The sequence below is a fragment of the Actinomycetota bacterium genome, assembly GCA_040757835.1.
Classification (GTDB): Bacteria; Actinomycetota; Geothermincolia; order Geothermincolales; family RBG-13-55-18; genus SURF-21.
The window spans coordinates 1-23,212 of sequence record JBFLWJ010000009.1 but is presented as its reverse complement, the minus strand read 5'-3'; the positions used below and the strand labels follow the sequence as shown (position 1 = coordinate 23,212).

The following is a 23,212-nucleotide window of genomic DNA, read 5'->3' as shown; positions in this document are numbered from 1 at the left end:
CGGGGCAAAGAGCGGGCGTGAACACATGAGAAGAGGCGGATAATCGTGAACGGGAGCAAAGATTATTACAGGATACTGGGAGTGGACAGGAAGGCGTCGGACAAGGAGATCAAGGACGCCTACCGCAAGCTCGCGCGCCAGTACCATCCCGATGCCAACCCGGGGGACAAGGGCTCGGAGGAGAAGTTCAAAGAAATCTCGGAGGCCTACGAGGTCCTCTCCCATGCCGATAAGCGCAAGCAGTACGACGAGGGCGGCATGTTCGCGGGGGCCGGCGGACCTGGACCGGGGTTCGGCCCCTTCGACTTCGGAGGAGCGGGGGGGCGGCCGGGTTCGCGTTCCTATTCCTTCAGTGGGGACCTGGGCGACCTGGGCGATATCTTCAACCTCTTCGGCGGCATGGGCGCGGGAACAGGCAGGCGTCGGGAGGTGCGCAAGGGGCGCGATCTCCAGACGGACGTCACCGTCTCCTTCGACGAGGCCTTAAGCGGTATAACCGTGCCCCTCACCGTCACCGGACAGACCGTCTGCCCCACCTGCAAGGGGAGCGGGGCGAAGCCGGGGACACTGCCCAAGACCTGCCCCAACTGCGGCGGCAGGGGCTCGATCTCCCAGAACCAGGGGCCGTTCGCCTTCTCGCGCCCGTGTCCCGCCTGCGGCGGCAGGGGCACGGTGATCGAGGAACCCTGCGAGACCTGCCGGGGTGCGGGCGCGGTGGAGATGCCGCGCAACATCAAGGTAAAGGTCCCGGCGGGGATCAACGACGGCGGCAAGGTGCGTTTCCCGGGAAAAGGCGAGGCCGCACCCATGGGCGGAGCGCCCGGGGACCTGTACGTGAACGTGCACGTCAAGCCGCATAAGTTTTTCAGGAGAAGGGACAGGGACATCCTCCTCGACCTGCCGGTCACCTTCCCCGAGGCGGCGTTGGGCACGACGGTGGAGATCCCCACCGTCAATGGCAAGGTCAAGCTGAAGGTGCCGGCGGGCACCTCCGACGGGCGCAAGTTCCGCCTGCGGGGCAAAGGAGCTCCAAAGCCCAAGGGCAAGGGACACGGGGATATGATCGTCACCGCGCGCGTGGTCGTGCCCAAGAAGATGACCGCCAAGGAGAAGGACCTTTTGAAGAAGCTGCAGGAGCTGGAGAAGGAGGACCCCCGGGCTTTCCTGGAGGAGTAGGTGATGGAGATGGAGATGGATAGAGCCAGCGAGGAGCCCGTCTACGTCATCAGCGTTGCAGCGCGCCTGGCCGAGGTGCACCCCCAGACCCTGCGCATCTACGAACGCAAGGGACTGATCAACCCCGCAAGGGTACACAACCGCAGGCGCTATTCCGAGGCGGACATAGCACAGTGCAGGCTCATCCAGGAACTAACCAGGGACATGGGCATCAACCTGGCCGGGGTGAAGATGATCATGGACATGCGTTCGCATATGGAGGGCATGCGCGAACGCATGGAATCCCTGGAGAAGGAGCTGGAGGGGATGCGCAGTGAGGTTGAGGAGCGGGTTCGACAGGTGAGGGAGAGCTTCCGTAACGATATCGTGCCGGTGACGCGGGGCGCTTTGGTGTTGAGGAAGAAACGTGGGTGATAAGGAATGGGAAACGGGGTCAGGCCTTTTGTCCTCGGACCTTCTAGCCTCATGCCGGCGGCGCAGGATGTGAGGCCTGACCCAGCCCTAAGGGGAAGAGAACGAGGTGTAGGTGGTAAGTAATGGTGAGGTTCGACAAGTTCACGGTTAAAGCCCAGGAGGCCATCGCTGACGCCCAGGGGATCGCGGGTGAGCACCACCACCAGTTCGTGGAGGTGGAACACCTCCTTCTTGCCCTGCTGAGGCAGGAGGGCGGCACGGTGCCCTCGCTCCTGGCCAAGCTGGGGGCGGACGCCGCGACCATGGAAGCGGAGGTCGAGGCGGGGCTGGAGGATGTGCCCAGGGTGACCGGCGCCGTTGGCCAGGTGCAGATATCGCCGCGCCTCGGAGGCCTCTTCGAGACCGCGCTGGCCGAGGCCGACGCCATGAAGGACGAATATATATCCACCGAGCACCTCTTCCTGGCCATGGCCGAGGAGAAGAAGGGCGCGGCGGCGGAGGCCCTGCGTTCCCACGGCGTGGGCCGCGAGCAAGTGCTCAAGGCCCTCACCGAGGTGCGTGGGAGCCAGAGGGTCACCGACCCCGAGGCGGAGGGACGGTACCAGTCCCTGTCCCGTTTCGGGCGCGACCTCACCGACCTGGCGCGCCGCGGCAAGCTCGACCCGGTCATCGGGCGCGACGCCGAGATCCGCCGCGTCATGCAGGTGCTCTCCCGGCGCACCAAGAACAACCCGGTGCTCATCGGCGAGCCGGGCACGGGCAAGACGGCCATCGTGGAGGGGCTGGCCCAGCGCATCGTCGAGGGAGACGTGCCCGAGGGCCTGCGCAACAAGCGGGTGGTGGCCCTGGACATCGGCGCCCTGGTGGCCGGCTCCAAGTACCGCGGGGAGTTCGAGGACCGCCTCAAGGCGGTGCTCAAGGAGATCGTCGAATCCGAGGGGGAGATCATCCTCTTCATCGACGAGATGCACACCCTGGTGGGGGCAGGCGCGGCCGAGGGCGCGGTGGACGCGTCCAACATGCTCAAACCGGCCCTGGCCCGGGGGGAGCTGCACGCCATCGGCGCTACCACCCTGGACGAGTACCGCAAGCATATCGAAAAGGACGCCGCCCTGGAGCGGCGCTTCCAGCCCATCCTGGTGGGGGAGCCCGACGTTGAGGACACCATCGCCATCCTGCGCGGGCTGAAGGAGCGTTACGAGGTCCACCACGGCGTGCGCATCCAGGATGCGGCCCTCGTGGCGGCGGCGGTGCTCTCCGACCGTTACATCTCCGACCGCTTCCTGCCGGACAAGGCCATCGACCTGGTGGACGAGGCGGCTTCGCGGTTGCGTATCGAGATCGACTCCATGCCCACGGAGATCGACGAGGTGGAGCGGCGCATAAAGCAGCTGGAGATAGAGAAACAGGCGCTGAAGAAGGAGAAGGACAAGGCCTCTCAGGAAAGGCTGGAGAAGCTGGAGGCGGAGCTGGCCGACCTGGTGGAGAAGTCCACGGAGATGAAAGGTCACTGGCAGGCGGAGAAGGAGAGCATCGGGCGCATCCGCGAGCTCAAGGAGCGCCTGGAACAGGTGAAGATAGAGGAACAGAAGGCGGAGCGCGAGGGCGACCTGGAGAAAGCGGCGCGCCTGCGCTACGGTGAGACCGGCGAACTGCAGGCCGCGCTGGAGGGGGAGAACGCGCGCCTGCAGGAACTGCAGAGGGAGCGCAAGATGCTCAAGGAGGAGGTGGACGACGAGGACATCGCCGAGGTCGTCTCCACATGGACCCACATCCCCGTCTCCAAGCTGCTGGAGGGCGAGGTGGAGAAGCTCATCCGCATGGAGGACCGCCTGCGCCAGCGCGTGGTAGGCCAGGAAGAAGCCCTGGAGAAGGTGTCCAACGCCATCCGGCGCGCCCGCGCGGGGCTGCAGGACCCCAACCGGCCCATCGGTTCCTTCCTCTTCCTGGGGCCCACCGGGGTGGGCAAGACCGAGCTGGCCCGCGCCCTGGCCGAGTTCCTCTTCGACGACGATAAGGCCATGGTGCGCCTGGACATGAGCGAGTACATGGAGCGGCACACCGTTTCCCGCCTCATCGGGGCGCCCCCCGGCTATATCGGCTACGAGGAGGGCGGGCAGCTCACCGAGGCGGTGCACCGGCGCCCATACAGCGTCATCCTCCTGGACGAGATAGAGAAGGCCCACGGCGACGTCTTCAACCTGCTGCTGCAGATCCTGGACGACGGACGCCTGACCGACGGCCACGGCCGTACCGTGGACTTTAAGAACACGGTGATCATCATGACCTCCAACGTCGGCAGCCATCTCTACGAGGAGCTGGCCGGGCGCGACCGTGAAGCCGTCAGGGACATGATCCTGGAGAACCTCAAGGGCCACTTCCGCCCCGAGTTCCTCAACCGCCTGGACGAGATCATCGTCTTCAACGCCCTGGGCATGGAGGAGATAAAGCAGATAGTGGACATCCAGATAGAGTACCTGCGCGGGAGGCTGGCGAGCCGCAAGCTGGACATCCGCCTCACCGACCGCGCCAAGGATACCCTGGCCGCGGAGGGGTTCGACCCCAACTACGGCGCGCGCCCCCTCAAGCGCGTCATCCAGCGCGAGATCCAGGACAACCTGGCCCGGCGGCTGCTGGAGGGCGAGTTCGGCGAGGGCGACCTCATCGAGGTGGACGCCGTGGACGGGAACTTCACCTTCACCCGCCTGGGAGCCTCCGTCTACGCGGAGGACTAAGTCTATGGGGTCAGGTCTTGGATTTTGGATACCCCGGTATGTAAACCGAAATCCGCACGAATTCGCTATCGTGAGCAGCGATTATCCATCAGCTTCCATATTATGGAATCAAAAATCCAAGACCTGACCCCTACCATTTCAAGGTGACCTTCTCGCTCAGCTCATTGAAGACGGGCCAGGGCCACCCCGAAGTCATGTGCTGTGTACGGTTCATGCCCCAGGCGATGCCCCCGGTGCAGAAGAAAGAGATGTTCGCCATCCCCGTCTTGCGGGGGAGGACGGAGGAGTTGCGGCATATCGACATGTCGGCCATGCTGCGGCTGATGATGCGGTCGAAGAGGTCGGAGATGACCTCGCTGCGGAAGATGGCGGCGATGAGTTTCCTGAACCACTCCTGCTTCTGCAGGATGGCCAGGAGGCGGTTCACCCCCATGGTCAGCTTGACCTTCCAGTCGGAGCGGTTTTCCCACAGGTGTCCCAGGGCGCTCTTGTCCAGCTCGTCCGCGTATTCGCGAGCGCAGCGGTTCGGGCCCACTATCCTCGACAGGTAGCGCAGGGTCCCGGGCTCGTCGCGGAGGATGACCACGTCCGACTCCAGTCCCCTGGCCTCGAATGCGGTCAGGGGTGCGAGGAGGACGGCATGCGTCCCCTCCAGCCGGGGCTCCTGGCGCTTCTCGAAACCGCTCTCCGCCTCTTTCAGCCCCAGCACCACCGGGCTCCAGCGGCACGAGGTGATGGATTCCGCGCGCACCACCAGCTCCTCACCGGTGGTGGCGCGCCGCACCGCGTCGCAATAGCTGATCCCTTCATAGAGGGGGACGCCCGCCGGCGCGTTGTGGTCCCCCGTGTAGAACTTCACCCCTACAGGTTGCACGCTTAGTGTGACTTCCGGCATCTCTCCCCCTCTCTTATACCTAGGGATTATAGTACAACGTTCTACAGCCTGTATCGCGAAAGCGATTGCGCCGTCCGCGGCGCAACGGTGTCCAGTGCCAGGAGCGGCGAAGCCGGGCCTAGCCTGGCGCGTGTACGTATCGATGGTGTGCCCCGAGGGCGGCGTAACGGTGCCAGCCGCCCGTCCATTCCCGAATGGCCGGGCCTGGCACGTGTACGTATATGTAAACATATGGTCCCCAGCGCCCGATGTTACAATCGGAGATGGCTATGAACAATAACTACGACGTTATCATCATCGGTGCCGGGCCGGCCGGCATCTTCACCGCCCTTGAGCTGGTGAAGAGGGACGGCCTGAAGATACTCATGCTGGAGAAAGGCCCGGACATCGAGAAGCGTGACTGCCCCGCGCGCGTAGGCAAGTGCAACCGCTGCGAGACCTGCGCTATCACCAGCGGCTGGGGAGGGGCGGGGGCTTTCAGCGACGGCAAGCTCTCGCTTGCTCCCGACGTCGGGGGCTGGCTGGGCGAATACGTGGGCACGCGCATGCTGCGCGACCTCATCGACCGCGTGGACCAGCTCTACCTGGAGTTCGGGGCGCCGAAGCAGATCTTCGGCGACGAGAACAACAAGGTGGCGGAATGGAGGAAGAGGGCGGTGCTCTCCGGCCTCGTCCTCACCCCCTGTCCCTTCCGCCACCTCGGCACGGAGCGCTGCCGCGAACTGCTGGTGCGGATGAGGGATTTTCTGGCTGATAAGGTCGAGGTGAAGACCAACGCGGACATCGAGTCCATCCTCACCGATGGCGGGCGCGTATGCGGCGTGAAGACTTCGGAAGGGCAAGAGTTCTTCGCCGGCAGCGTGGTGGCCGCGCCGGGGAGGGAGGGGGCCGACTGGCTGGCGGACGAGATGGAGGGGCTGGGGGTGAGCGTCCAGAACAACCAGGTGGATATCGGCCTCCGGGTTGAGGTGCCGGCGCCGGTGCTGGAGCCCATCACCAACGACCTCTACGAGCCCAAGCTGCACTACTTCACCCGCCGCTTCGAGGACCGCGTGCGGGTCTTCTGCATGAACCCCTATGGCCAGGTCTGCGTGGAGCGCTACGGGGACGTGCTCACGGTGAACGGCCATTCCTACGCGGAGCAGCGTACGGAGAACTCCAACTTCGCCCTCCTGGTGAGCACCACTTTCACCGAGCCCTTCAAGGAGCCCATCGCCTACGGCAAGTACATCGCACGCCTTGCCAACCTCCTGGGGGAGGGTATACTCGTCCAGCGCCTGGGCGACCTTCTGGCCGGGCACCGCTCGACCCCGCGGCGCATCTCCCGCTCCTCAGTGGTGCCATCCCTGTGCGACGCCACCCCGGGCGACCTCAGCTTCGCCCTGCCCTACCGCTACATCAGCGACATCCTGGAGATGCTGGAAGCGCTGGACCACTTGACCCCGGGGCTCTACGCCCGCGATACCCTCCTCTACGGCGTGGAGGTGAAGTTCTATTCCTCGCGGCCCAGCCTGGGGGCGGACCTACAGTCGGAGGTGAAGGGCCTCTACGCCATCGGCGACGGGGCGGGCATCACCCGCGGGCTGGTGCAGGCCTCGGCCTCGGGCGTCGTCGTCGCCCGCTCCATCCTGCACGCGGGTTGACCGGGGTCGTATCTTCAGTCTTCAGTTCCCTACCCGAATCGCCTGCTGATGCGGATCCAAGAATTGAAGACTGAAGATACGACCCCGGTTCTTGACAGAGGCAGGCGTGCATATTAATATTATTTGCGAAAGGCAAATATTGTTGATAATAAGTATTGCACAATGAAAGATTATCTAGAGAACACACCTGCCCCATGGGGCGGCGGTCATCGCGGGAAGCAATAGCGGGCGGCAAGATATGGTCGAAAAGATCTTCACCTGGTTCGGAAACAGCAGCGTCAAGAGGCCCCTGCTGGTCATATCCATCATCTTGGCTATAAGCGCGTTCTTCGCTGTCGGCGTGTTCCGCATCCACCAGGGATACGGTTTCGGCACCTTCCTCTCTGACTCCAGCGATGTCGTGCGGACCATGAACGAGGCGGAGGAGAAGTTCGGAGGCATCGACGAGGAGAGGGTGCTGGTGGAAACGGCCAATGGGTTCGACGGCGCCCTGTTGCGCAAGGTAACCGGGTACCGCTCCTTCCTCGAGGGCGAGCCGGGCATCTGGGGGGATTTCGTAGTCGAGGTAAACACCCCCCTGGACAGCATGGTCTATATGGACGGGTCCTCGGACGGGGCTTCCCCGGGACTCGGCCTGTCCAGCGGCGATGCCGCCGTCTCCCCAGCGGCCGGGGAACCGCTCATGAGCGTGATCGATTCCCTGAGCGATGAAGAGATCCTCCAGCAGGTCGAGCTGAACCTGCGGGCGCAGGAGGAACAGATGCAGGAACTGGGGGCGACATCGGAACCGCAGAACATCTCCGCGGACGGCCATGCCATCCTCATCAAGACGACGATGAGGCCGGGGCTGACCTCCAGCGGGCAGATCGATCTGGTCGGCAGGTTCTCGGACAAGACCAGGGAATATTTCGAAGTGGTGCCCGGTACCGAGGTCTTCGTGGCCGGGAACGCCTCCATGCAGAAGGAGTCGAGCGAGAGCACCCTGGCGGACACCAAGCTCCTCTTCGCCCTGGTCTTCCTGTTCATCGTCCTCGTCCTCTTCCTCACCTTCCGCCGCGTGACGGACGTCATCTTCACCTTGCTGGTCATCCTCCTGACCATCGTCTGGGTCATGGGGTTCCAGGGCTGGGTCGGTTTTCCCTTCTCCTACAGCAACGCGGCCATCATGCCCCTGCTCCTCGGGATTGATATCGCCTACGCCATCCACGTGCTCACCCGCTACTACGAGGAGCGTGTCAAAGGGGAAGACCCCTCGGCCTCGGCTCTAAGGTCCGTGGTCACCGTGGGTGTGGCCGTGTTCCTTACCGCCGCCACCACCGCCTTCGGGTTCGCTTCCTTCGGCATCTCCAACATGCCGATCATCCAGCAGTTCGGGATGGTCTGCGTGGTGGGGGTGATGGTTAGTTTCGTGCTGGCGGTGACCCTGCTTCCCGCGGTGCTCGTCCTGCGGGACCGCAGGGAGAGAGCGCAGAAGAAATGGCGGGAACGCCAGCATAGGAAGGACGAGCGCAATAGGTGGTCTCCCGTGGACAGCCTGCTGGCCCGCGTCGCCGTGATCACCGAGCACCACCGCGTCGTGGTGGCCGCCATCTCCCTGCTGATAATCGTGGGCTCTATCGCATTGGGTTTCACCCTCAAGACCGAGGCGGACGTCTTCAAGCTGCTCCCCGACGACCTTCCGTTCAAGGTGGCCACCCAGAAGATAAATGACTATTTCGGGGGGCAGGAGATGGTCTACACGCTGGTGCGCGGGGACGTCCTCGAGCCCTCCAACCTCGAGGCCATACTGGCTTACGAGGAAGCCCTGGCTTTGGTAGACCACGTGGGAGACGATGGAGAGGATATACTGCAGCGCGGGAAGATCTACAGCATCGCCGACGTGGTGAAGAACTTCCACGGGTCGGTGCCCGCCAGCAAGGCGGAGGTCATGGCTGTCCTTTATGAAGTGCAGCAGGCCGGCCCCTCGGGCCAGTCCGCCTCCGACAACCAGCTCATCACCGAGGACCTCGAGACCGCACTGGTCAGCATCAGGGTCAACCGCGGCTCCCAGGAGGACATGAGGATCCTGTATGAGTCCATACAGGAGGCTACGGCGCAGACCGTGGCCGCCGCTCCCGGCGTCACCATGGGCAGCAGCGGGCTGCCGCTCCTCTTCCACGAGATGCTGGGCACCATCGTGCCCACCCAGGTCAAGACCACCGCCGTAGCCCTGATATTGTGCGCCCTCATAGTGATCCTGGTCTTCCGCTCCATATCATTCGGATTGGCGGCCTCCAGCGTGGTCTTCATCAGCGTGGCCATGGAGCTGGGGGCCCTCGCCCTCCTCGGCTGGCCGCTGGATTTCATGACCGTGATGGTCTCCTCCCTGGTCATCGGGGCGGGTATCGATTTCGGCATCCATGTCACCCACCGCTTCATGGAGGAGTGGCGCGACGGCGGGGTGGAGATAGACGAGGCCATCCGGCGCACCGTTGGCAGCGTGGGCAAGGCCTTGATCGCAGCGGCGGTCACCACCACCGGGGCCTTCCTCATCCTGGCCTTCTCCAAGCTGGGCTTCCTGCAGCGCTTCGGCGTGATCACCGCCCTCTCCCTCACCTTCGCCCTGTTGGCCTCCCTGTTGATACTGCCCTCTATACTCGCCTGGCGCGCCCAGCGCCTCGAAAAGAAAACGCTACGGAATTAGCACGCCCATCCGAGAGTATGCAGCGCGAAAGCGACAGCGACGCCCGGAGGGCGGCGCGGCGGTGCCAGTCGCCAGGCCTATTCCGATCGGCGGGGCCTGGCACGGGTACGCATCGATGGTGAGCCCGGAGGTTGCGACTTTACACTTGGCAAGTGCTATAATATTTCTTCGTGTGGGGCGGCGGAACGTAAACCTGGAGGATGAAGAGAGATAGGCCATGCCCGGGATCGCGGTAGTAGGCACCCAGTGGGGTGACGAGGGAAAAGGCAAGGTGATCGACCTGCTCTCGGACGAGATGCAGATGGTCGTTCGCTTTCAGGGCGGCAACAACGCCGGCCACACCATCGTCTGCGACGGCAGGACTTTGAAGCTGCACCTCGTCCCATCGGGCATACTCTACCCCCACATAGTCCCCGTGATCGGGAACGGCGTGATCATCAATCCCGGGGTGCTCATCGAGGAGATAGACAACCTGCGCGACATGGACATCGACGCGGAACGTCTGCGCATCTCCTATAACGCCCATATCATCCTGCCCTACCATGAGGCCCTGGACGGCCTCGCGGAGGACGGCCGCGGTGCCGGGAGCATAGGGACCACGCGGCGGGGCATCGGCCCCGCCTATGCCGACAAATCGGCCCGCACCGGCCTGCGCATGCAGGATATGCTGGACCTGGAGGCCTTCAGCGAAAAAGTGCGACAGGCCGCGGAGGAGAGGAACCGCATCATCACCCGCGTCTACGGCGCGGATCCCCTCGACGCCGCGCAGATCGCCGAGGATTACAGGGGGTATGCGGAACGTTTGCGGCCGTGCCTGACCGACACCCAGTTGCTGGTGAAGCAGGCCCTGAGGGAAGGGCAGAGCGTGCTCTTCGAGGGTGCCCAGGGGCTGATGCTCGATATCGACCACGGCACCTACCCTTTCGTCACCTCGTCCAACACCGTTGCCGGGGCCGTGTGCACGGGGGCGGGCGTAGGGCCCCGGGACATCGACGAGGTCGTGGGAGTCACCAAAGCCTATGTGACCCGGGTGGGACATGGCCCTTTCCTCACCGAGCAGGACAACGAGATCGGCAACACCATGCAGGAGGTTGGCGGAGAGTTCGGGACCACCACCGGGCGCCGGCGCCGCTGCGGCTGGTTCGACCTGGTAATCCTGGGTTATGCCGTGCGCCTCAATACCCTTACCTCCCTGGCCATCACCAAGCTGGACGTGCTCTCCGAGTTCGATACCCTCAAGGTCTGTGTAGCCTACCACCTGGACGGGAAGACGGTGGAGGAGTTCCCCCAGGTCTGCAGCGAGTTCGCGGCCTGCGAGCCGGTCTACGAGGAGCTTCCCGGCTGGAAGAAGGACATCTCGGGGGCGCGGCGGCTGGAGGACCTGCCAGCGCAGGCCCGGGACTACCTGGACTTCATCTCCTCCCGGGCGGGTGTACCCCTCAAACTCATATCCGTGGGACCGGAGAGGCAGCAGACCATCCTCCTTGACGGAGGAGAGGAGCCCCTGCGCCAGGGACGCCTCGTCTTCCAGGACGAACTCCCCCTCTAGAATGGGGTCAGCCCCTGACATGTGACATTTTCAGCAAAGTCAAGCCCTTAAGACCTTCCAGCAATCAAGAAATGTCACATGTCAGGGGCTGACCCCATCTGCCCCTTAAAGCAGGATTGTCACCGCCGCCTATAAAATATAGAGATGTAGCCGGGCGCACCAAGGAGGTTCATATGAGGATTCTTGTGGTCGGAGGAGGGGGGCGCGAGCATGCCCTTACCTGGAAGATATCCCAGTCGCCCCTGGTAGACGGGATATGGTGCGCGCCCGGCAACGCGGGCATGGCCGCCCTGGCCACGTGCGTGGACATAGGCGCCGAGGACGTCGAGGCGCTAGCCGCCTTCGCGCGGGAGAACAGGATAGACCTCACCGTGGTCGGCCCCGAGGCCCCCCTGGTGGCGGGAATCGCCGACCTCTTCATCGCCAGGGGCCTCCCCGTCTTCGGCCCCGGCAGGGAGGCCGCGCAGATGGAGGGGAGCAAGGACTTCGCCAAGCAACTCATGCTGGAGGCGGGGGTTCCCACGGGAAAGGCCGAGGTCTTCACGGACTACGACGCGGCCGAGGCGTGCATCAAGAACGGCCGTGCCCCGTTCGTGGTCAAGGCCGACGGGCTCGCGGCGGGCAAGGGAGTGATCATCGCCCAGGACGACCGCGCCGCCTACGAGGCCCTGAAGACCTGTTTCGTGGACCGCTCCTTCGGCGCGGCAGGTGACAAGGTGCTCATCGAGGAGTTCCTGGAAGGGCAGGAGGTGTCCATCCTCTGCTTCGTGGACGGCGAAGACATCCTCCCCATGGCCCCCGCCCAGGACTACAAGCGTATCGGGGACGGGGACAGCGGCCCCAACACCGGCGGCATGGGCTCATACTCGCCGGTGCCGGTACTCTCTGATGACGAATACCGGCGCGCGGTGGAGGAGATACTGCGGCCCACCGCCCGCGCCCTCGCGGGGCGCGGCATCGACTACAGGGGTATCCTCTACGCCGGCATCATCCTCACCGCGGACGGCCCCAAGGTGCTGGAGTATAACGTGCGTTTCGGCGACCCGGAGACGCAGGCGGTGCTGCCGCGCCTGGAGAGCGATATCGTCGAGACCATGCTCGCGGTGGCGGAGGGCAGGCTGGCCGGTGAGGACCTGCGCTGGACCAACGACCCCTGCGTGACCTTGGTCGTCGCCTCCGGTGGTTACCCCGGCGACTACCGCAAGGGATACCCCATCACAGGGCTGGAAGAGGCGGGCGCGGTCCCGGGGGTCACCGTCTTTCACGCCGGGACCAGCGCCGGCGAACGGGGTGAGGTGCTGACCAATGGTGGGCGGGTGCTGGGCGTCAGCGCCCTCGGCACGGACTTCGCCGCTGCCCGCGAGAGAGCATACGAGGCGGCGGGAAAGATAGGTTTTAAAGATATCTACTACCGCAAGGACATCGCCCTGAGGACCCGGGAGGTGTGATCAAGATGGCCGCTCCCGTTGTCGCCCTGCTCATGGGGTCCAAGTCGGACCTGAAGAAAGTCACCCCGGCGGAGGAGACCCTCGCGGAGATGGGGGTGCGGGTGAAGACCGCGGTCATCTCCGCCCACCGCCAGCCGGAAAAGTTACGGGAGTTCGTGGCCGCTGCCCGGGAGGAAGGGGTTGAGGTGTTCATCGCGGCGGCGGGAAAGGCGGCGCACCTCCCCGGCGTGGTGGCCTCCCTGACCACCCTCCCCGTCATCGGCCTGCCCATATCCTCTGCCGACCTGGGGGGCATGGACGCCCTGCTCTCCATGGTGCAGATGCCGCGCGGGGTCCCCGTGGCCACGGTGGCCATCGACGGGGCGGAGAACGCCGCCCTGCTGGCCTGCGCCATCCTGGCCCTCAAGTACGAGGCGGTGGCGAAGGCCCTCGCCGCCTACCGCGAGAGCCTGGCGGAGGGCTGAAAAGCCACTATCAACGCCGTGCCCTATGGGGCATAATATACATGTGCCGGACGAGATGACTGGAAAAGGTTGGAAGAAATGATCTCGCGTTACACCCTGCCCGGAATGGCCGCCGTGTGGAGCGAGCAGAACAGGTTCCAGAAGTGGCTGGACGTCGAGATCATGGCCGTGGAGGCCCGGGCGGAGCGGGGCCTGGTGCCGCGCGAGGCCCTCGCCGAGATCAGGGAGAAGGCGGCCTTCGACCCCGCACGCGTGCTGGAGATCGAGGAGACGGTCAACCACGACGTCATCGCCTTCCTCACCAACGTGGCCGAGAACGTGGGCGAGAGTTCGCGCTTCATCCACTACGGCATGACCTCATCCGACGTGCTGGACACCGGCCTGGCGCTGCAGATGCGCGACGCCGCCGACCTCATCATCGCCGAGGCGCTCTCCCTGGCGCGGCTCCTCAGGGACAAGGCCCTGGAATACCGGGACCTGGCCATGGTGGGGCGCACCCACGGAGTGCACGCCGAGCCCATGGTCTTCGGGCAGAAGCTGGCCCTGTGGGCCTTCGAGATGGCCCGCGACCTGGAGCGCCTGCGGAGGGCGCGGCAGGTCATCAGCTGCGGCAAGCTCTCCGGCGCCGTCGGCACTTACGCCCACCTCGAGCCGTGGGTCGAGGCTTACGTCTGCGACAGGCTGGGGCTGGTACCGGCGGAGGCGTCCACCCAAGTGCTGCAGCGGGACCGCCATGCCGAGTACCTGGCGGCCATGGCCATCACCGGCTCCAGCCTGGAGAAGTTCGCCCTGGAGGTCAGGGGCCTGCAGCGCACAGAGGTGCTGGAGGCGGAGGAGCCCTTCCGGCGCGGCCAGAAAGGCTCCAGCGCCATGCCGCACAAGAGGAACCCCATCCTGTGCGAGCGCATCTGCGGCCTGGCCAGGGTGCTGCGGGCCAACGCCATGGCCGCGCTGGAGGACGTCGCCCTGTGGCACGAGCGGGACATCTCGCATTCGTCGGTAGAGCGGGTGATCGTGCCCGATTCCACCACCCTGCTCCACTACATGCTGGTCAAGTTCCAGGGGATCGTGCGCGACCTGCAGGTCTACCCGGATAACATGCGGCGCAACCTGGAACTCACGCGCGGGCTGGTCTTCTCGGAGGGTGTGCTGCTGGCCCTGGTGGACCAGGGGCTCACGCGCGAGGACGCTTACACCCTGGTGCAGCGCAATGCCATGCGGGCATGGAGCGCGGGGGAGGACTTCCGCGCCCTGCTGGCCGCCGACGACGAGGTCGCGGCGAGGCTCGGCCCTCAGGAACTGGACGCCTGCTTCGACCTCGACCACCACCTGAAGAACGTGGCCGTGGTCTTTGAACGCCTGGAGAGGCTGGAGCTGTAGAAGCGGCAGTGAAGAGGAGGAGATCCGATTGAAGGTATCCATCTACGTGTCCCCCAAAAAGGGCGTGCTCGACCCCGCGGGCCAGGCGGCCCTGGGGGCGTTGAGATCGCTGGGGTTCGGGGAGGTCGCTGACGTCCAGATCGGCAAATACATCATCCTTAGCCTGGAGGACGGCGAGTCCGGCCAGGCGGAAGCGCGAGTGCAGGAGATGTGCGAGCGGCTCCTGGCCAACCCGATCATCGAGGACTACCGCATCGAGATGGGGTAGGTCGCAGCTCGGATCCCATGGACTATACGAGATAGGAGAGGAGCCAGATGAGATTCGGTGTGGTGGTTTTTCCGGGTTCCAACTGCGAGATGGATTGTTTCCACGTCATCGACAAGGTGCTGATGGAGGAAGTGGAGTACGTCTGGCACCAGCAGACGGATGTCTCGGGTTACGATTGCCTGGTCCTGCCCGGCGGCTTCTCCTACGGCGATTACCTGCGCTGCGGGGCCATCGCCCGCTTCAGCCCGGTCATGGAGGCGGTGGCCGAATACGCTCGCGAGGGCGGGCTGGTCATCGGCATCTGCAACGGTTTTCAGATACTGCTGGAGGCGGGGCTGCTCCCCGGCGCCATGCTGCGCAACACCAGCCTCTCCTTCATCTGCCGCCACGTCAACGTGCGGGTGGAGAACGCCGACACGCCCTGGACCAACGCGGTGCGGCAGGGAAGGGTGCTGCGCATCCCCATCGCCCATGGCGAGGGCAACTACACCGCCGACGCAGAGACCCTGGCCGCCCTGGGGGAGCGGAACCAGATAGTGCTGCGCTACTGCGACGAGGGCGGCGAGACCACAGCGGACTCCAACCCCAACGGCTCGGTGGAGAACATCGCCGGCATCTGCAGCGAGGGCTTCAACGTCTTCGGGCTGATGCCGCACCCCGAGCGCGCCTCGGAGGAGATCCTGGGCAGCACGGACGGGCTGCTGATATGGGAATCGGTCATGGCGCATTACCAGGCCAGAGGGTAGGGTGAGGACATGGCTGAACTGTACGAGGAACTTGGCCTGACCGAGGATGAATACCGCGACATCGTGCGCATCCTGGGGCGGGAGCCGAGCAAGGTCGAGCTGGGGATGTACTCCCTGATGTGGAGCGAACACTGCTCATATAAGAGTTCGAAGACGGTGCTGTCGCAGCTCCCCACGCGCGCCTCTTACGTGCTGCAGGGGCCGGGCGAGAACGCCGGCATCATCGACGTCGGCGGCGGCCTGGCGGTGGCCTTCAAGATGGAGTCCCACAACCACCCCAGCGCCGTGGAGCCCTACCAGGGCGCGGCCACCGGCATCGGCGGCATCGTGCGCGACATCTTCACCATGGGTGCGCGCCCCATCGCCTGCCTCGACCCCCTGCGTTTCGGGGACCCCGGCAGCCCGCGCACGCGCTACCTCTTCAGCGGCGTCATCTCCGGCATCGCCGGCTACGGCAACTGCCTGGGCATCCCCACCGTGGGCGGGGACGTCTATTTCGACGAGTGCTACGACGGCAACATCCTGGTCAACGTGATGGCCCTGGGCATCATGTCCAAGGAGCACCTCATCCGCGGCCAGGCCACCGGGGTGGGCAACAAGGTGGTGCTCATGGGCAACCGCACCGGGCGGGACGGCATCGGGGGCGCCTCCATCCTGGCCTCCCAGGAGTTCGACGAGTCCAGCCAGGAGAAACGGCCAAGCGTGCAGGTGGGGGACCCCTTCACCGAGAAGCTGCTCATCGAGGCCTGCCTGGAACTGCTGGAGAAGGGGCTCCTGGTGGGGTTGCAGGACCTGGGCGCCGCCGGTATATCGTGCGCCTGCTCGGAGACGGCCGCCCGCGGCGGTGTGGGCATGAAGATCGAGCTGGAGCACGTTCCCCTGCGCGAGAAGATGGACCCCTTCGAGATCATGATCTCGGAGTCCCAGGAGCGCATGCTGGCCATCGTCGAGCCACGGAAGCTGGACGAGGTCCTGGCGACCTGCGGGAAGTGGGGACTTCCCGCCGTGGTCATCGGCGAGGTGACCGAGGGAGACATGCTGGAGATAGACTGGTACGGCGAGAAGGTCGTGGAGGTTCCCGCTTCCTCGCTGGCCAACGGCCCCGTCTACGACCGGCCCGCCGAGAGACCGGCCTGCCTGGACGAGGCGCAGTCCTTCGACCCCGCCTCGCTGCGGCATCCCGCCGACCTCGGCAGGGTGCTCCTGGACCTGGTGAGCGGGCCCAACCTCTGCGACAAGAGACTCGTCTACGAACAGTATGACCACATGGTGCAGCTCAACACCGTGGTCTATCCCGGCTCTGACGCGGCGGTGCTGCGAATCAAGGGGACCAGCCGGGCCCTGGCGGTGTCCGTCGATGGCAACTCCCGGTATGTCTACCTCGACCCCTATGTCGGTACCCAGATAGCGGTGGCCGAGGCGGCGCGCAACGTGGTCGCCGCGGGTGGCGTGCCCATGGCCCTCACCAACTGCCTCAACTTCGGCAACCCGGAGAAGCCGGAGATCTTCTGGCAGTTCAAGGAGGCGGTGCGCGGGCTGGCGGACGCGGCCCGTTTCCTGGAGCTGCCGGTGGTGAGCGGAAACGTGAGTTTCTACAACGAATCGTTCGGGGTGGCCATCTATCCCACCCCGGTGGTGGGGATGGTCGGGCTCATCGGCACCCTGGCCAACCGCCGCACCGTCGCCTTCCCCGGGGAGGATGTGCTGGTGGTGCTGCTGGGGGACACCCTGGACGAGCTGGGAGGGTCCGAGTACCTCAAGCTGGTGCACGGCACGGTGGCGGGCCTCCCGCCCTCCATCGATCTCGGCCGCGAGAAGGGCGTCCAGACCACCTGCATCGAGGGCATCCGCAGGGGCATGATCCTCTCCGCCCACGACTGTTCCGAGGGCGGGGTGGCCGTGGCCCTGCTCGAGTGCTGCTGCGCCGGCGGCGTGGGGGCCAGGCTCGAGGTGAAGACCAGCCTCGCGCCCGTGAGCTGGCTGTTCAGCGAAAGCCAGTCCCGCTTCGTGGTCACCATGAAGGAGGACGACCTGGAGGCCATGGGCAAGCTCGCCGATGCGCGCGGGGCGCCGCTGCTCGTATTGGGGCGCACCGGGGGCGACCGGCTCACCGTAAACGACTGGATCGACCTCGGGGTGGGCGAGATGAAGGCGGCCCGGGAAGATGCCCTCGAGAGGATACTCTCCGGGCAGGAGCGATAGGGAGCGCGGCAATACGGGCAGGACAGGATAAAGAGGTGGGAAGAGGCTTATGAGCTTTGAGATCAACGAATCGTGCGGCGTCTTCGGTATCCATACCCGCGAAGACGACGTGGCCAAACTCACCTATTACGCCCTCTACGCCCTGCAGCACCGCGGGCAGGAGAGCGCGGGCATCGCCGTGTCCGACGGCAGGGAGACGCTGATGCTCAAGGACATGGGCATGGTGTCGCAGGTCTTCAGCGAGAGGGACCTGACCAACCTCAAGGGCCACCTGGCCATCGGCCATGTCAGGTATTCCACCACCGGTTCGGCTTTCTGGGAGAACGCCCAGCCGGTACAGGTGCCGCGGCGCGGCGGCTCGGTCTTCGTGGCCCACAACGGCAATCTCATAAACACCGTCGAGCTGCGCGACGCCCTCAAGGCGGAGGGGGTGCGCTTCCGCTCCACCTCGGACACCGAGGTCATCGCGGTGATGCTGGCCCGCTCCCAGGCGGCGTCGATAGTGGATGCGGTCAAGGAGGTCATGCCCCGCCTCGTCGGCGCCTACTCGCTGGCCATCATGACCGAGGACAAGCTCATCGGGGTGAGGGACCCTAACGGCATCAGGCCGCTGTGCGTGGGAAGCTATCCGGGTGGCCACGCCATCTCCAGCGAGAGCGCCGGGTTGGACATCATCGGCGGTGATTATATCAGGGAGATAGGGCCGGGGGAGATGGCGGTCATAGACGACGACGGCCTCAGGTTCGAGCGGGTCGCCCCCGCCGCCAGGCCGTCCCTGTGCATCTTCGAGTTCATCTACTTCGCCCGCCCGGACTCCATCATGTACGAGACCTATCTCTATCATGCCCGCAAGCACATGGGCATGAGCCTCGCCGACGAGGCGCCGGTGGAGGCCGACGTGGTCATGCCCATACCTGACACCGGCGTCCCGGCGGCTATCGGTTATTCCCAGGCCTCGGGGATATCTTTCGGCGAGGGCCTGATCAAGAACCGTTATATCGGCCGCACCTTCATCCAGCCCACCCAGGCCATCCGGCAGCTCGGCGTGCGCCTCAAACTCAACCCCCTCATCCACGATATCGACGGCAAGCGGCTGGTGGTGGTGGACGACTCCATCGTGCGCGGCAACACCACCAAGGAGATCGTGAAGATGCTCAGGGACGCCGGCGCCAGGGAGGTGCACATGCGCATCAGCTCCCCCCCGGACATGTACCCGTGCTTCTACGGTATCGACACCGCCATCCGCAAGGAACTCATCGCATCGTCCCGCAAGGTGGACGATATCCGGCGCTTCATCGGGGCCGACACCCTGCACTACCTGAGCATGGAGAACCTGGTGAAGGCGACGCGCAGGGACAAAGAGGATTTCTGCACCGCCTGCTTCGACGGGGAGTATCCCGTGCCCGTGCCCGACGACATGATGATGACCAAGTGCAGGTTGGAGGACGGCAAGGTTAGGGTACAATAGTCCCCGGCGGGAAGCGCCGGTCGCGATGCCCCGCGAACACAAACCCGGGTGGACCGCGGACGCCGGCGCGCAAGCGGATTACATGGCATGAAAGGCGTGATCATTCGTGGACGAGAAGAGGGAAAACGGGGACTCCTGCGAGGCTTTGACCTATTGCGGCGCGGGAGTGGATATCGGGGCCGGCAACAAGGCGGTGGAGCTGATCAGGGAGGAGGTGGCTTCCACCCTCCGCCCCGAGGTGCTCTCGGAGCTGGGCGGTTTCGGCGCCCTCTTCTCCGGCAAGCTCGAGGGCTATGGTGATCCCGTCCTGGTGTCCTCCGTCGACGGGGTGGGGACCAAGCTCAAGGTGGCGCAGATGCTCGACCGCCACGATACCATCGGCGTCGACCTGGTGGCCATGTGCGCGGACGATATCGTGACCTGCGGGGCCGAGCCCCTGTTCATGCTGGACTACCTGGCCATGGGCAGGATAGACCCCCCCAAGGTCAAGAGCATCGTCTCGGGCATAGCCAGGGGCTGCCGCCGCTGCGGGTGCGCCCTCATCGGGGGAGAGACCGCCGAGCACCCCGGGGTGATGGAGGCCGACGACTACGACCTGGCCGGCTTCATGGTCGGGGTGGTGGACCGGGACAGGATCATCGACGGCTCGCGCATCGTCCCCGGCGACGTCATCATCGGGCTGATGAGCACCGGGCTGCATTCCAACGGCTACTCGCTGGTGCGCAAGATCTTCTTCGAGGTGAACGACTTCGATCCCGGGGACCGCCTGCGTGGCCTGGCCTCGACCCTGGGCGACGAGCTCCTCACCCCCACCGAGATCTACGCGCCCGGCATCCTGCGTCTGGCGCGCGAGGTGGACGTCAAGGGAGTGGTGCACGTGACCGGCGGTGGACTCATCGAAAACGTGCCCAGGGTGCTCCCCGGGGGCGTGGACGCGAAAATAGACCTCACCGCCTGGCATCCCCCCAGCATCTTCAAGATCGTGAAGGACATGGGCAAGATCGACGAAGTCGAGATGTTCAGGACTTTCAACATGGGTATCGGCATGGCGGCCATCGTCGACCTCGGAGATCTTCGCCAGGCCCTGGAAGTACTGAATCTCGCCGGCTACCGCGCCGTCCGCATCGGCGAGATGCACGAAGGCACGGGCGGCATCTGCATCACCTGTTGAGCGAGGCGAAAGGGGGTGGGGGCTTGAGTGAGCCCTGCAAGCTGGGCATCCTTATCTCGGGCAGCGGCACCAACATGGAGAATATCGCCGTGGAGATAGAGGAACGGGGGCTGCGAGCGCGCATCGCGGTGGTCATCAGCGACGTGGAGGAGGCCTACGGCCTGGTGCGGGCGAACAAGCACGGGCTGCAGGCCGTCTTCATCGACCCCGCTTCTTACCCGGACCGTGCCGCCTACGACCGCGAACTCATCCGCGTCCTGGAGGAGAACGGCGTGGACCTGGTGGTGCTGGCGGGTTACATGCGCCTGGTGGGACCGGAGTTCGTGCAGGCCTTCCGCAACCGCGTCATGAACATCCATCCGGCGCTGCTGCCCTCTTTTCCCGGCACCGCGGGCGTGCCCGACGCCCTGGCCTACGGGGTCAAGGTGACCGGGGTCACGGTCCATTTCGTCGACGAGGGCCTGGATACCGGCCCCATAATCCTGCAGGAGGCCGTGCCCGTGCTGGCCGGCGACGACCAGGAGAGACTGCACAACCGTATCCACGAGGTTGAATACAGGCTATACCCGCAGGCCATAAGGCATTTCTGCGAGGGCAGGCTGCGCGTGGAGGGAAGGCACGTAAATATAGAGGAGGTATGACCTATGGCCAGGATCGAGAGGGCGCTGCTCAGCGTCTCCAATAAGGCCGGGATCGTCGGCCTGGCGAAGGAACTCAAGGAGATGGGGGTGGAGATCATCTCCACGGGCGGGACGGAGGCGAAGCTGCGCGAGGAGGGCATCGAGGTCACCCCCATCGCCGAGGTCACCGGCTTCCCGGAGATGATGGACGGCAGGGTGAAGACCCTGCACCCCAACGTCCATGCCGCCCTGCTGGCCGACCGCGATAACCCCGAGCACATGGAGGAGATCGCGCAGAAGGGCATCAAGCCCATCGACCTCGTGGTGGTCAACCTCTACCCTTTCGCGGAGACCATCGCCCGCCCCGGCACCAGCCTGGAGGAGGCGGTGGAGCAGATCGATATCGGCGGCGTGGCCCTCATCCGTGCCGCGGCGAAGAACTTCACCAGCGTGGCCATCGTCACCAATCCCAAGCGTTACTCTTCCCTCCTGCTGGAGATGCGGCGTAACGATGGCGACCTGACCGCCGAGACCAGGCGCTCCCTGGCCGCCGAGGGCTTTCGCCACACCGCTGTGTACGACTCGGCCATCTATGCCTATCTGTCCAAGGCCTTCGAGGAGTTCCCGGACACGCTCAACCTGGTGTTCAAGAAGAAAGCCGAGCTGCGTTATGGGGAGAACCCCCACCAGAAAGGCGCCCTGTATATGGAGATCGGCGCTCCCTCCACCTCGCTGGTCTTCGCCGAGCAGTTCCACGGCAAGGAGATGTCCTTCAACAACTTCCTGGACACCGACGCGGCCTGGTCCCTGGTGAAAGAGTTCCCGCTCCCGGCGGTGGTGATGATCAAACACAACAACCCCTGCGGCGTGGCCACGGCGGAGAAGCTATCCGTGGCGTGGCAGCGGGCGTACGAGTGCGACAAGGTCAGCGCTTACGGAAGCGTCATGGCCTTCAACCGCCCCATCGACGAGGACACGGCGGCGCTGATCAACTCCATCTTCGTCGAGGTGGTCGTCGCCCCCGATTACACCGATGCGGCGCGCAAGCTGCTGCAGGGCAAGGAGGACATCCGCCTGCTGAAGCTGCCCCTGGAGAACGGTATATTCTCGTCCCTCAAGGACCTCAAACGCGTCGACGGTGGGGTGCTGGTGCAGGACTTCGACGCGGGAGAAGACGACCTCAGCGGGGTCACTTTCGTCGGGGACCGCAAGCCCGGCGACGAGCAGTGGGAGGAGCTGGTCTTCGCCTGGAAGGTGGCCAAGCATACGCGCTCCAACGCCATAGTCCTCACCCGGGACATGTCCACGGTGGGGATAGGGGCGGGCCAGATGAACCGTCTCGACTCCGCCTACCTCGCCCTGCGGACGGCGGGGGACAAGGCAGTGGGCGCGGTCTGCGCCAGCGACGCCTTCTTCCCCTTCCCGGACTCCGTGGTCCTCATGGCGGACGCGGGGGTGGAGGCGTTCATCCAGCCCGGCGGCTCCATGCGCGACGAGGAGACCTTCAGCATCGTCAACGAGCGCGGCCTGGTGATGGCGCTCACGGGCAAGCGGCACTTCCGCCACTGACCGGCACGAAAATGTCATTGCGAGCCAGCGATAACGCGGGCTGATGATAGCCCTAACAAGTAAGCGCCACCGCAAAATGTCATTGCGAGCCAGCGAACGGAGAGAGCGCAGCGTGGCAATCTTTAGGTGCCCGACTTGCTAATAGAACGCGCGTATGGATATATCGACCGCTCGGCACTCCTCCATGATGTATGGAGCGCTGAAAAACGCCTCACGTGCAAACGTGGCGGCTCATCATGTAACATTGTCCTATGAGCAAGTTCTTTTTGGCTGTGCGTGTAGTGGTGCTCCTGGCGCTACTGCTTCTCCTGGTAGCCACCTTCTGGGGCATAGCCAACCGCGAGAGCACCCAGGCTGATGATGGCGTGGCGCAGGCCTACGAGGAATATCAAAGGTCAAAGCCGGCGGGCTATACGTCAATTCTTCTCGTCGGCCTGGTGGTGGCGGGCATCTTCGTCGTGCTGGCCTCGATATTCTTCGAGTACCACCAGGTGCGCAAGGGTACCCCGCGCGCGGGTGCCCGCCCCCCGGATGAGGAAGAACCGCGCAAGCAGTCCTGGCAATAACCCCCGTATAAGGGTCAGGCTCTAGAAAAGTTGCGTCTCCGAGAGACCTCTCGATGACCATCCCCGTCCACGCGAGATGCAAGTTTTCAGACCTGGAATGATAAAGAACGGACGCCTCCGAACAATTAGGTGACAAACCAAACATGCCGGTTGAAAGGGCCGGCACGACCGAAAGGAGGCGTCCCATGAGTAGAGTGTACATCGGTATCGACCTG

Annotated in this window: 18 protein-coding genes; 17 read left to right on the top strand and 1 reads right to left on the bottom strand. The window is 64.8% G+C overall.

Annotated features, from left to right (window positions below):
• The first annotated feature begins 45 nt into the window (after nucleotides 1-45).
• From dnaJ to clpB, 3 genes are all read left to right on the top strand, one after another.
• On the top strand, nucleotides 46-1,176 hold the full coding sequence (gene dnaJ / locus AB1384_08835) for a molecular chaperone DnaJ (GenBank protein MEW6554376.1): 1,131 nt from the start codon (nucleotides 46-48) through the stop codon (nucleotides 1,174-1,176).
• Between the two features lie 9 nt (nucleotides 1,177-1,185).
• Complete coding sequence (locus AB1384_08830; GenBank protein ID MEW6554375.1) at nucleotides 1,186-1,590, top strand: MerR family transcriptional regulator; 405 nt, start codon at nucleotides 1,186-1,188, stop codon at nucleotides 1,588-1,590.
• A gap of 122 nt (nucleotides 1,591-1,712) precedes the next feature.
• The gene (clpB, locus tag AB1384_08825; protein ID MEW6554374.1) at nucleotides 1,713-4,325 is read left to right on the top strand and encodes an ATP-dependent chaperone ClpB; all 2,613 of its coding nucleotides are present in this window, start codon (nucleotides 1,713-1,715) and stop codon (nucleotides 4,323-4,325) included.
• A gap of 130 nt (nucleotides 4,326-4,455) precedes the next feature.
• Here the strand turns inward: clpB and AB1384_08820 are convergent, their stop codons facing one another.
• Entirely contained in the window at nucleotides 4,456-5,220 is a 765-nt protein-coding gene (locus AB1384_08820; protein MEW6554373.1) for a hypothetical protein, read from the bottom strand.
• 269 nt (nucleotides 5,221-5,489) lie between these two features.
• On the opposite strand from AB1384_08820, the gene AB1384_08815 reads away from it, so the two are divergent.
• From AB1384_08815 to AB1384_08750, 14 genes are all read left to right on the top strand, one after another.
• Nucleotides 5,490-6,863, top strand: a complete 1,374-nt coding sequence (locus tag AB1384_08815) for an NAD(P)/FAD-dependent oxidoreductase (GenBank protein ID MEW6554372.1) — start codon at nucleotides 5,490-5,492, stop codon at nucleotides 6,861-6,863.
• A gap of 238 nt (nucleotides 6,864-7,101) precedes the next feature.
• Nucleotides 7,102-9,546, top strand: coding sequence for an MMPL family transporter (locus AB1384_08810; protein ID MEW6554371.1), 2,445 nt, complete (start codon nucleotides 7,102-7,104; stop codon nucleotides 9,544-9,546).
• A 217-nt stretch (nucleotides 9,547-9,763) separates the two neighbouring features.
• Complete coding sequence (locus tag AB1384_08805) at nucleotides 9,764-11,095, top strand: adenylosuccinate synthase (protein MEW6554370.1); 1,332 nt, start codon at nucleotides 9,764-9,766, stop codon at nucleotides 11,093-11,095.
• 173 nt (nucleotides 11,096-11,268) lie between these two features.
• On the top strand, nucleotides 11,269-12,543 hold the full coding sequence (purD, locus tag AB1384_08800) for a phosphoribosylamine--glycine ligase (protein MEW6554369.1): 1,275 nt from the start codon (nucleotides 11,269-11,271) through the stop codon (nucleotides 12,541-12,543).
• Nucleotides 12,544-12,548: 5 nt separating this feature from the next.
• Nucleotides 12,549-13,007, top strand: coding sequence for a 5-(carboxyamino)imidazole ribonucleotide mutase (gene purE / locus AB1384_08795; protein MEW6554368.1), 459 nt, complete (start codon nucleotides 12,549-12,551; stop codon nucleotides 13,005-13,007).
• Between the two features lie 78 nt (nucleotides 13,008-13,085).
• Nucleotides 13,086-14,387, top strand: a complete 1,302-nt coding sequence (purB, locus tag AB1384_08790) for an adenylosuccinate lyase (GenBank protein MEW6554367.1) — start codon at nucleotides 13,086-13,088, stop codon at nucleotides 14,385-14,387.
• A gap of 28 nt (nucleotides 14,388-14,415) precedes the next feature.
• On the top strand, nucleotides 14,416-14,655 hold the full coding sequence (gene purS / locus AB1384_08785; GenBank protein ID MEW6554366.1) for a phosphoribosylformylglycinamidine synthase subunit PurS: 240 nt from the start codon (nucleotides 14,416-14,418) through the stop codon (nucleotides 14,653-14,655).
• A 47-nt stretch (nucleotides 14,656-14,702) separates the two neighbouring features.
• On the top strand, nucleotides 14,703-15,401 hold the full coding sequence (gene purQ / locus AB1384_08780; protein ID MEW6554365.1) for a phosphoribosylformylglycinamidine synthase subunit PurQ: 699 nt from the start codon (nucleotides 14,703-14,705) through the stop codon (nucleotides 15,399-15,401).
• A 9-nt stretch (nucleotides 15,402-15,410) separates the two neighbouring features.
• Nucleotides 15,411-17,603 carry a phosphoribosylformylglycinamidine synthase subunit PurL gene (gene purL / locus AB1384_08775; GenBank protein ID MEW6554364.1) on the top strand — a complete coding sequence of 731 codons (2,193 nt, stop codon included), beginning with the start codon at nucleotides 15,411-15,413 and terminating at the stop codon, nucleotides 17,601-17,603.
• Nucleotides 17,604-17,652: 49 nt separating this feature from the next.
• Entirely contained in the window at nucleotides 17,653-19,071 is a 1,419-nt protein-coding gene (purF, locus tag AB1384_08770) for an amidophosphoribosyltransferase (GenBank protein ID MEW6554363.1), read from the top strand.
• A gap of 106 nt (nucleotides 19,072-19,177) precedes the next feature.
• Nucleotides 19,178-20,242, top strand: coding sequence for a phosphoribosylformylglycinamidine cyclo-ligase (gene purM / locus AB1384_08765; protein ID MEW6554362.1), 1,065 nt, complete (start codon nucleotides 19,178-19,180; stop codon nucleotides 20,240-20,242).
• Between the two features lie 23 nt (nucleotides 20,243-20,265).
• Nucleotides 20,266-20,883 carry a phosphoribosylglycinamide formyltransferase gene (gene purN, locus AB1384_08760; GenBank protein MEW6554361.1) on the top strand — a complete coding sequence of 206 codons (618 nt, stop codon included), beginning with the start codon at nucleotides 20,266-20,268 and terminating at the stop codon, nucleotides 20,881-20,883.
• 3 nt (nucleotides 20,884-20,886) lie between these two features.
• Nucleotides 20,887-22,431, top strand: a complete 1,545-nt coding sequence (gene purH / locus AB1384_08755; protein ID MEW6554360.1) for a bifunctional phosphoribosylaminoimidazolecarboxamide formyltransferase/IMP cyclohydrolase — start codon at nucleotides 20,887-20,889, stop codon at nucleotides 22,429-22,431.
• Nucleotides 22,432-22,697: 266 nt separating this feature from the next.
• Nucleotides 22,698-22,997, top strand: a complete 300-nt coding sequence (locus AB1384_08750) for a hypothetical protein (protein MEW6554359.1) — start codon at nucleotides 22,698-22,700, stop codon at nucleotides 22,995-22,997.
• The last annotated feature ends 215 nt before the right edge of the window (nucleotides 22,998-23,212 follow it).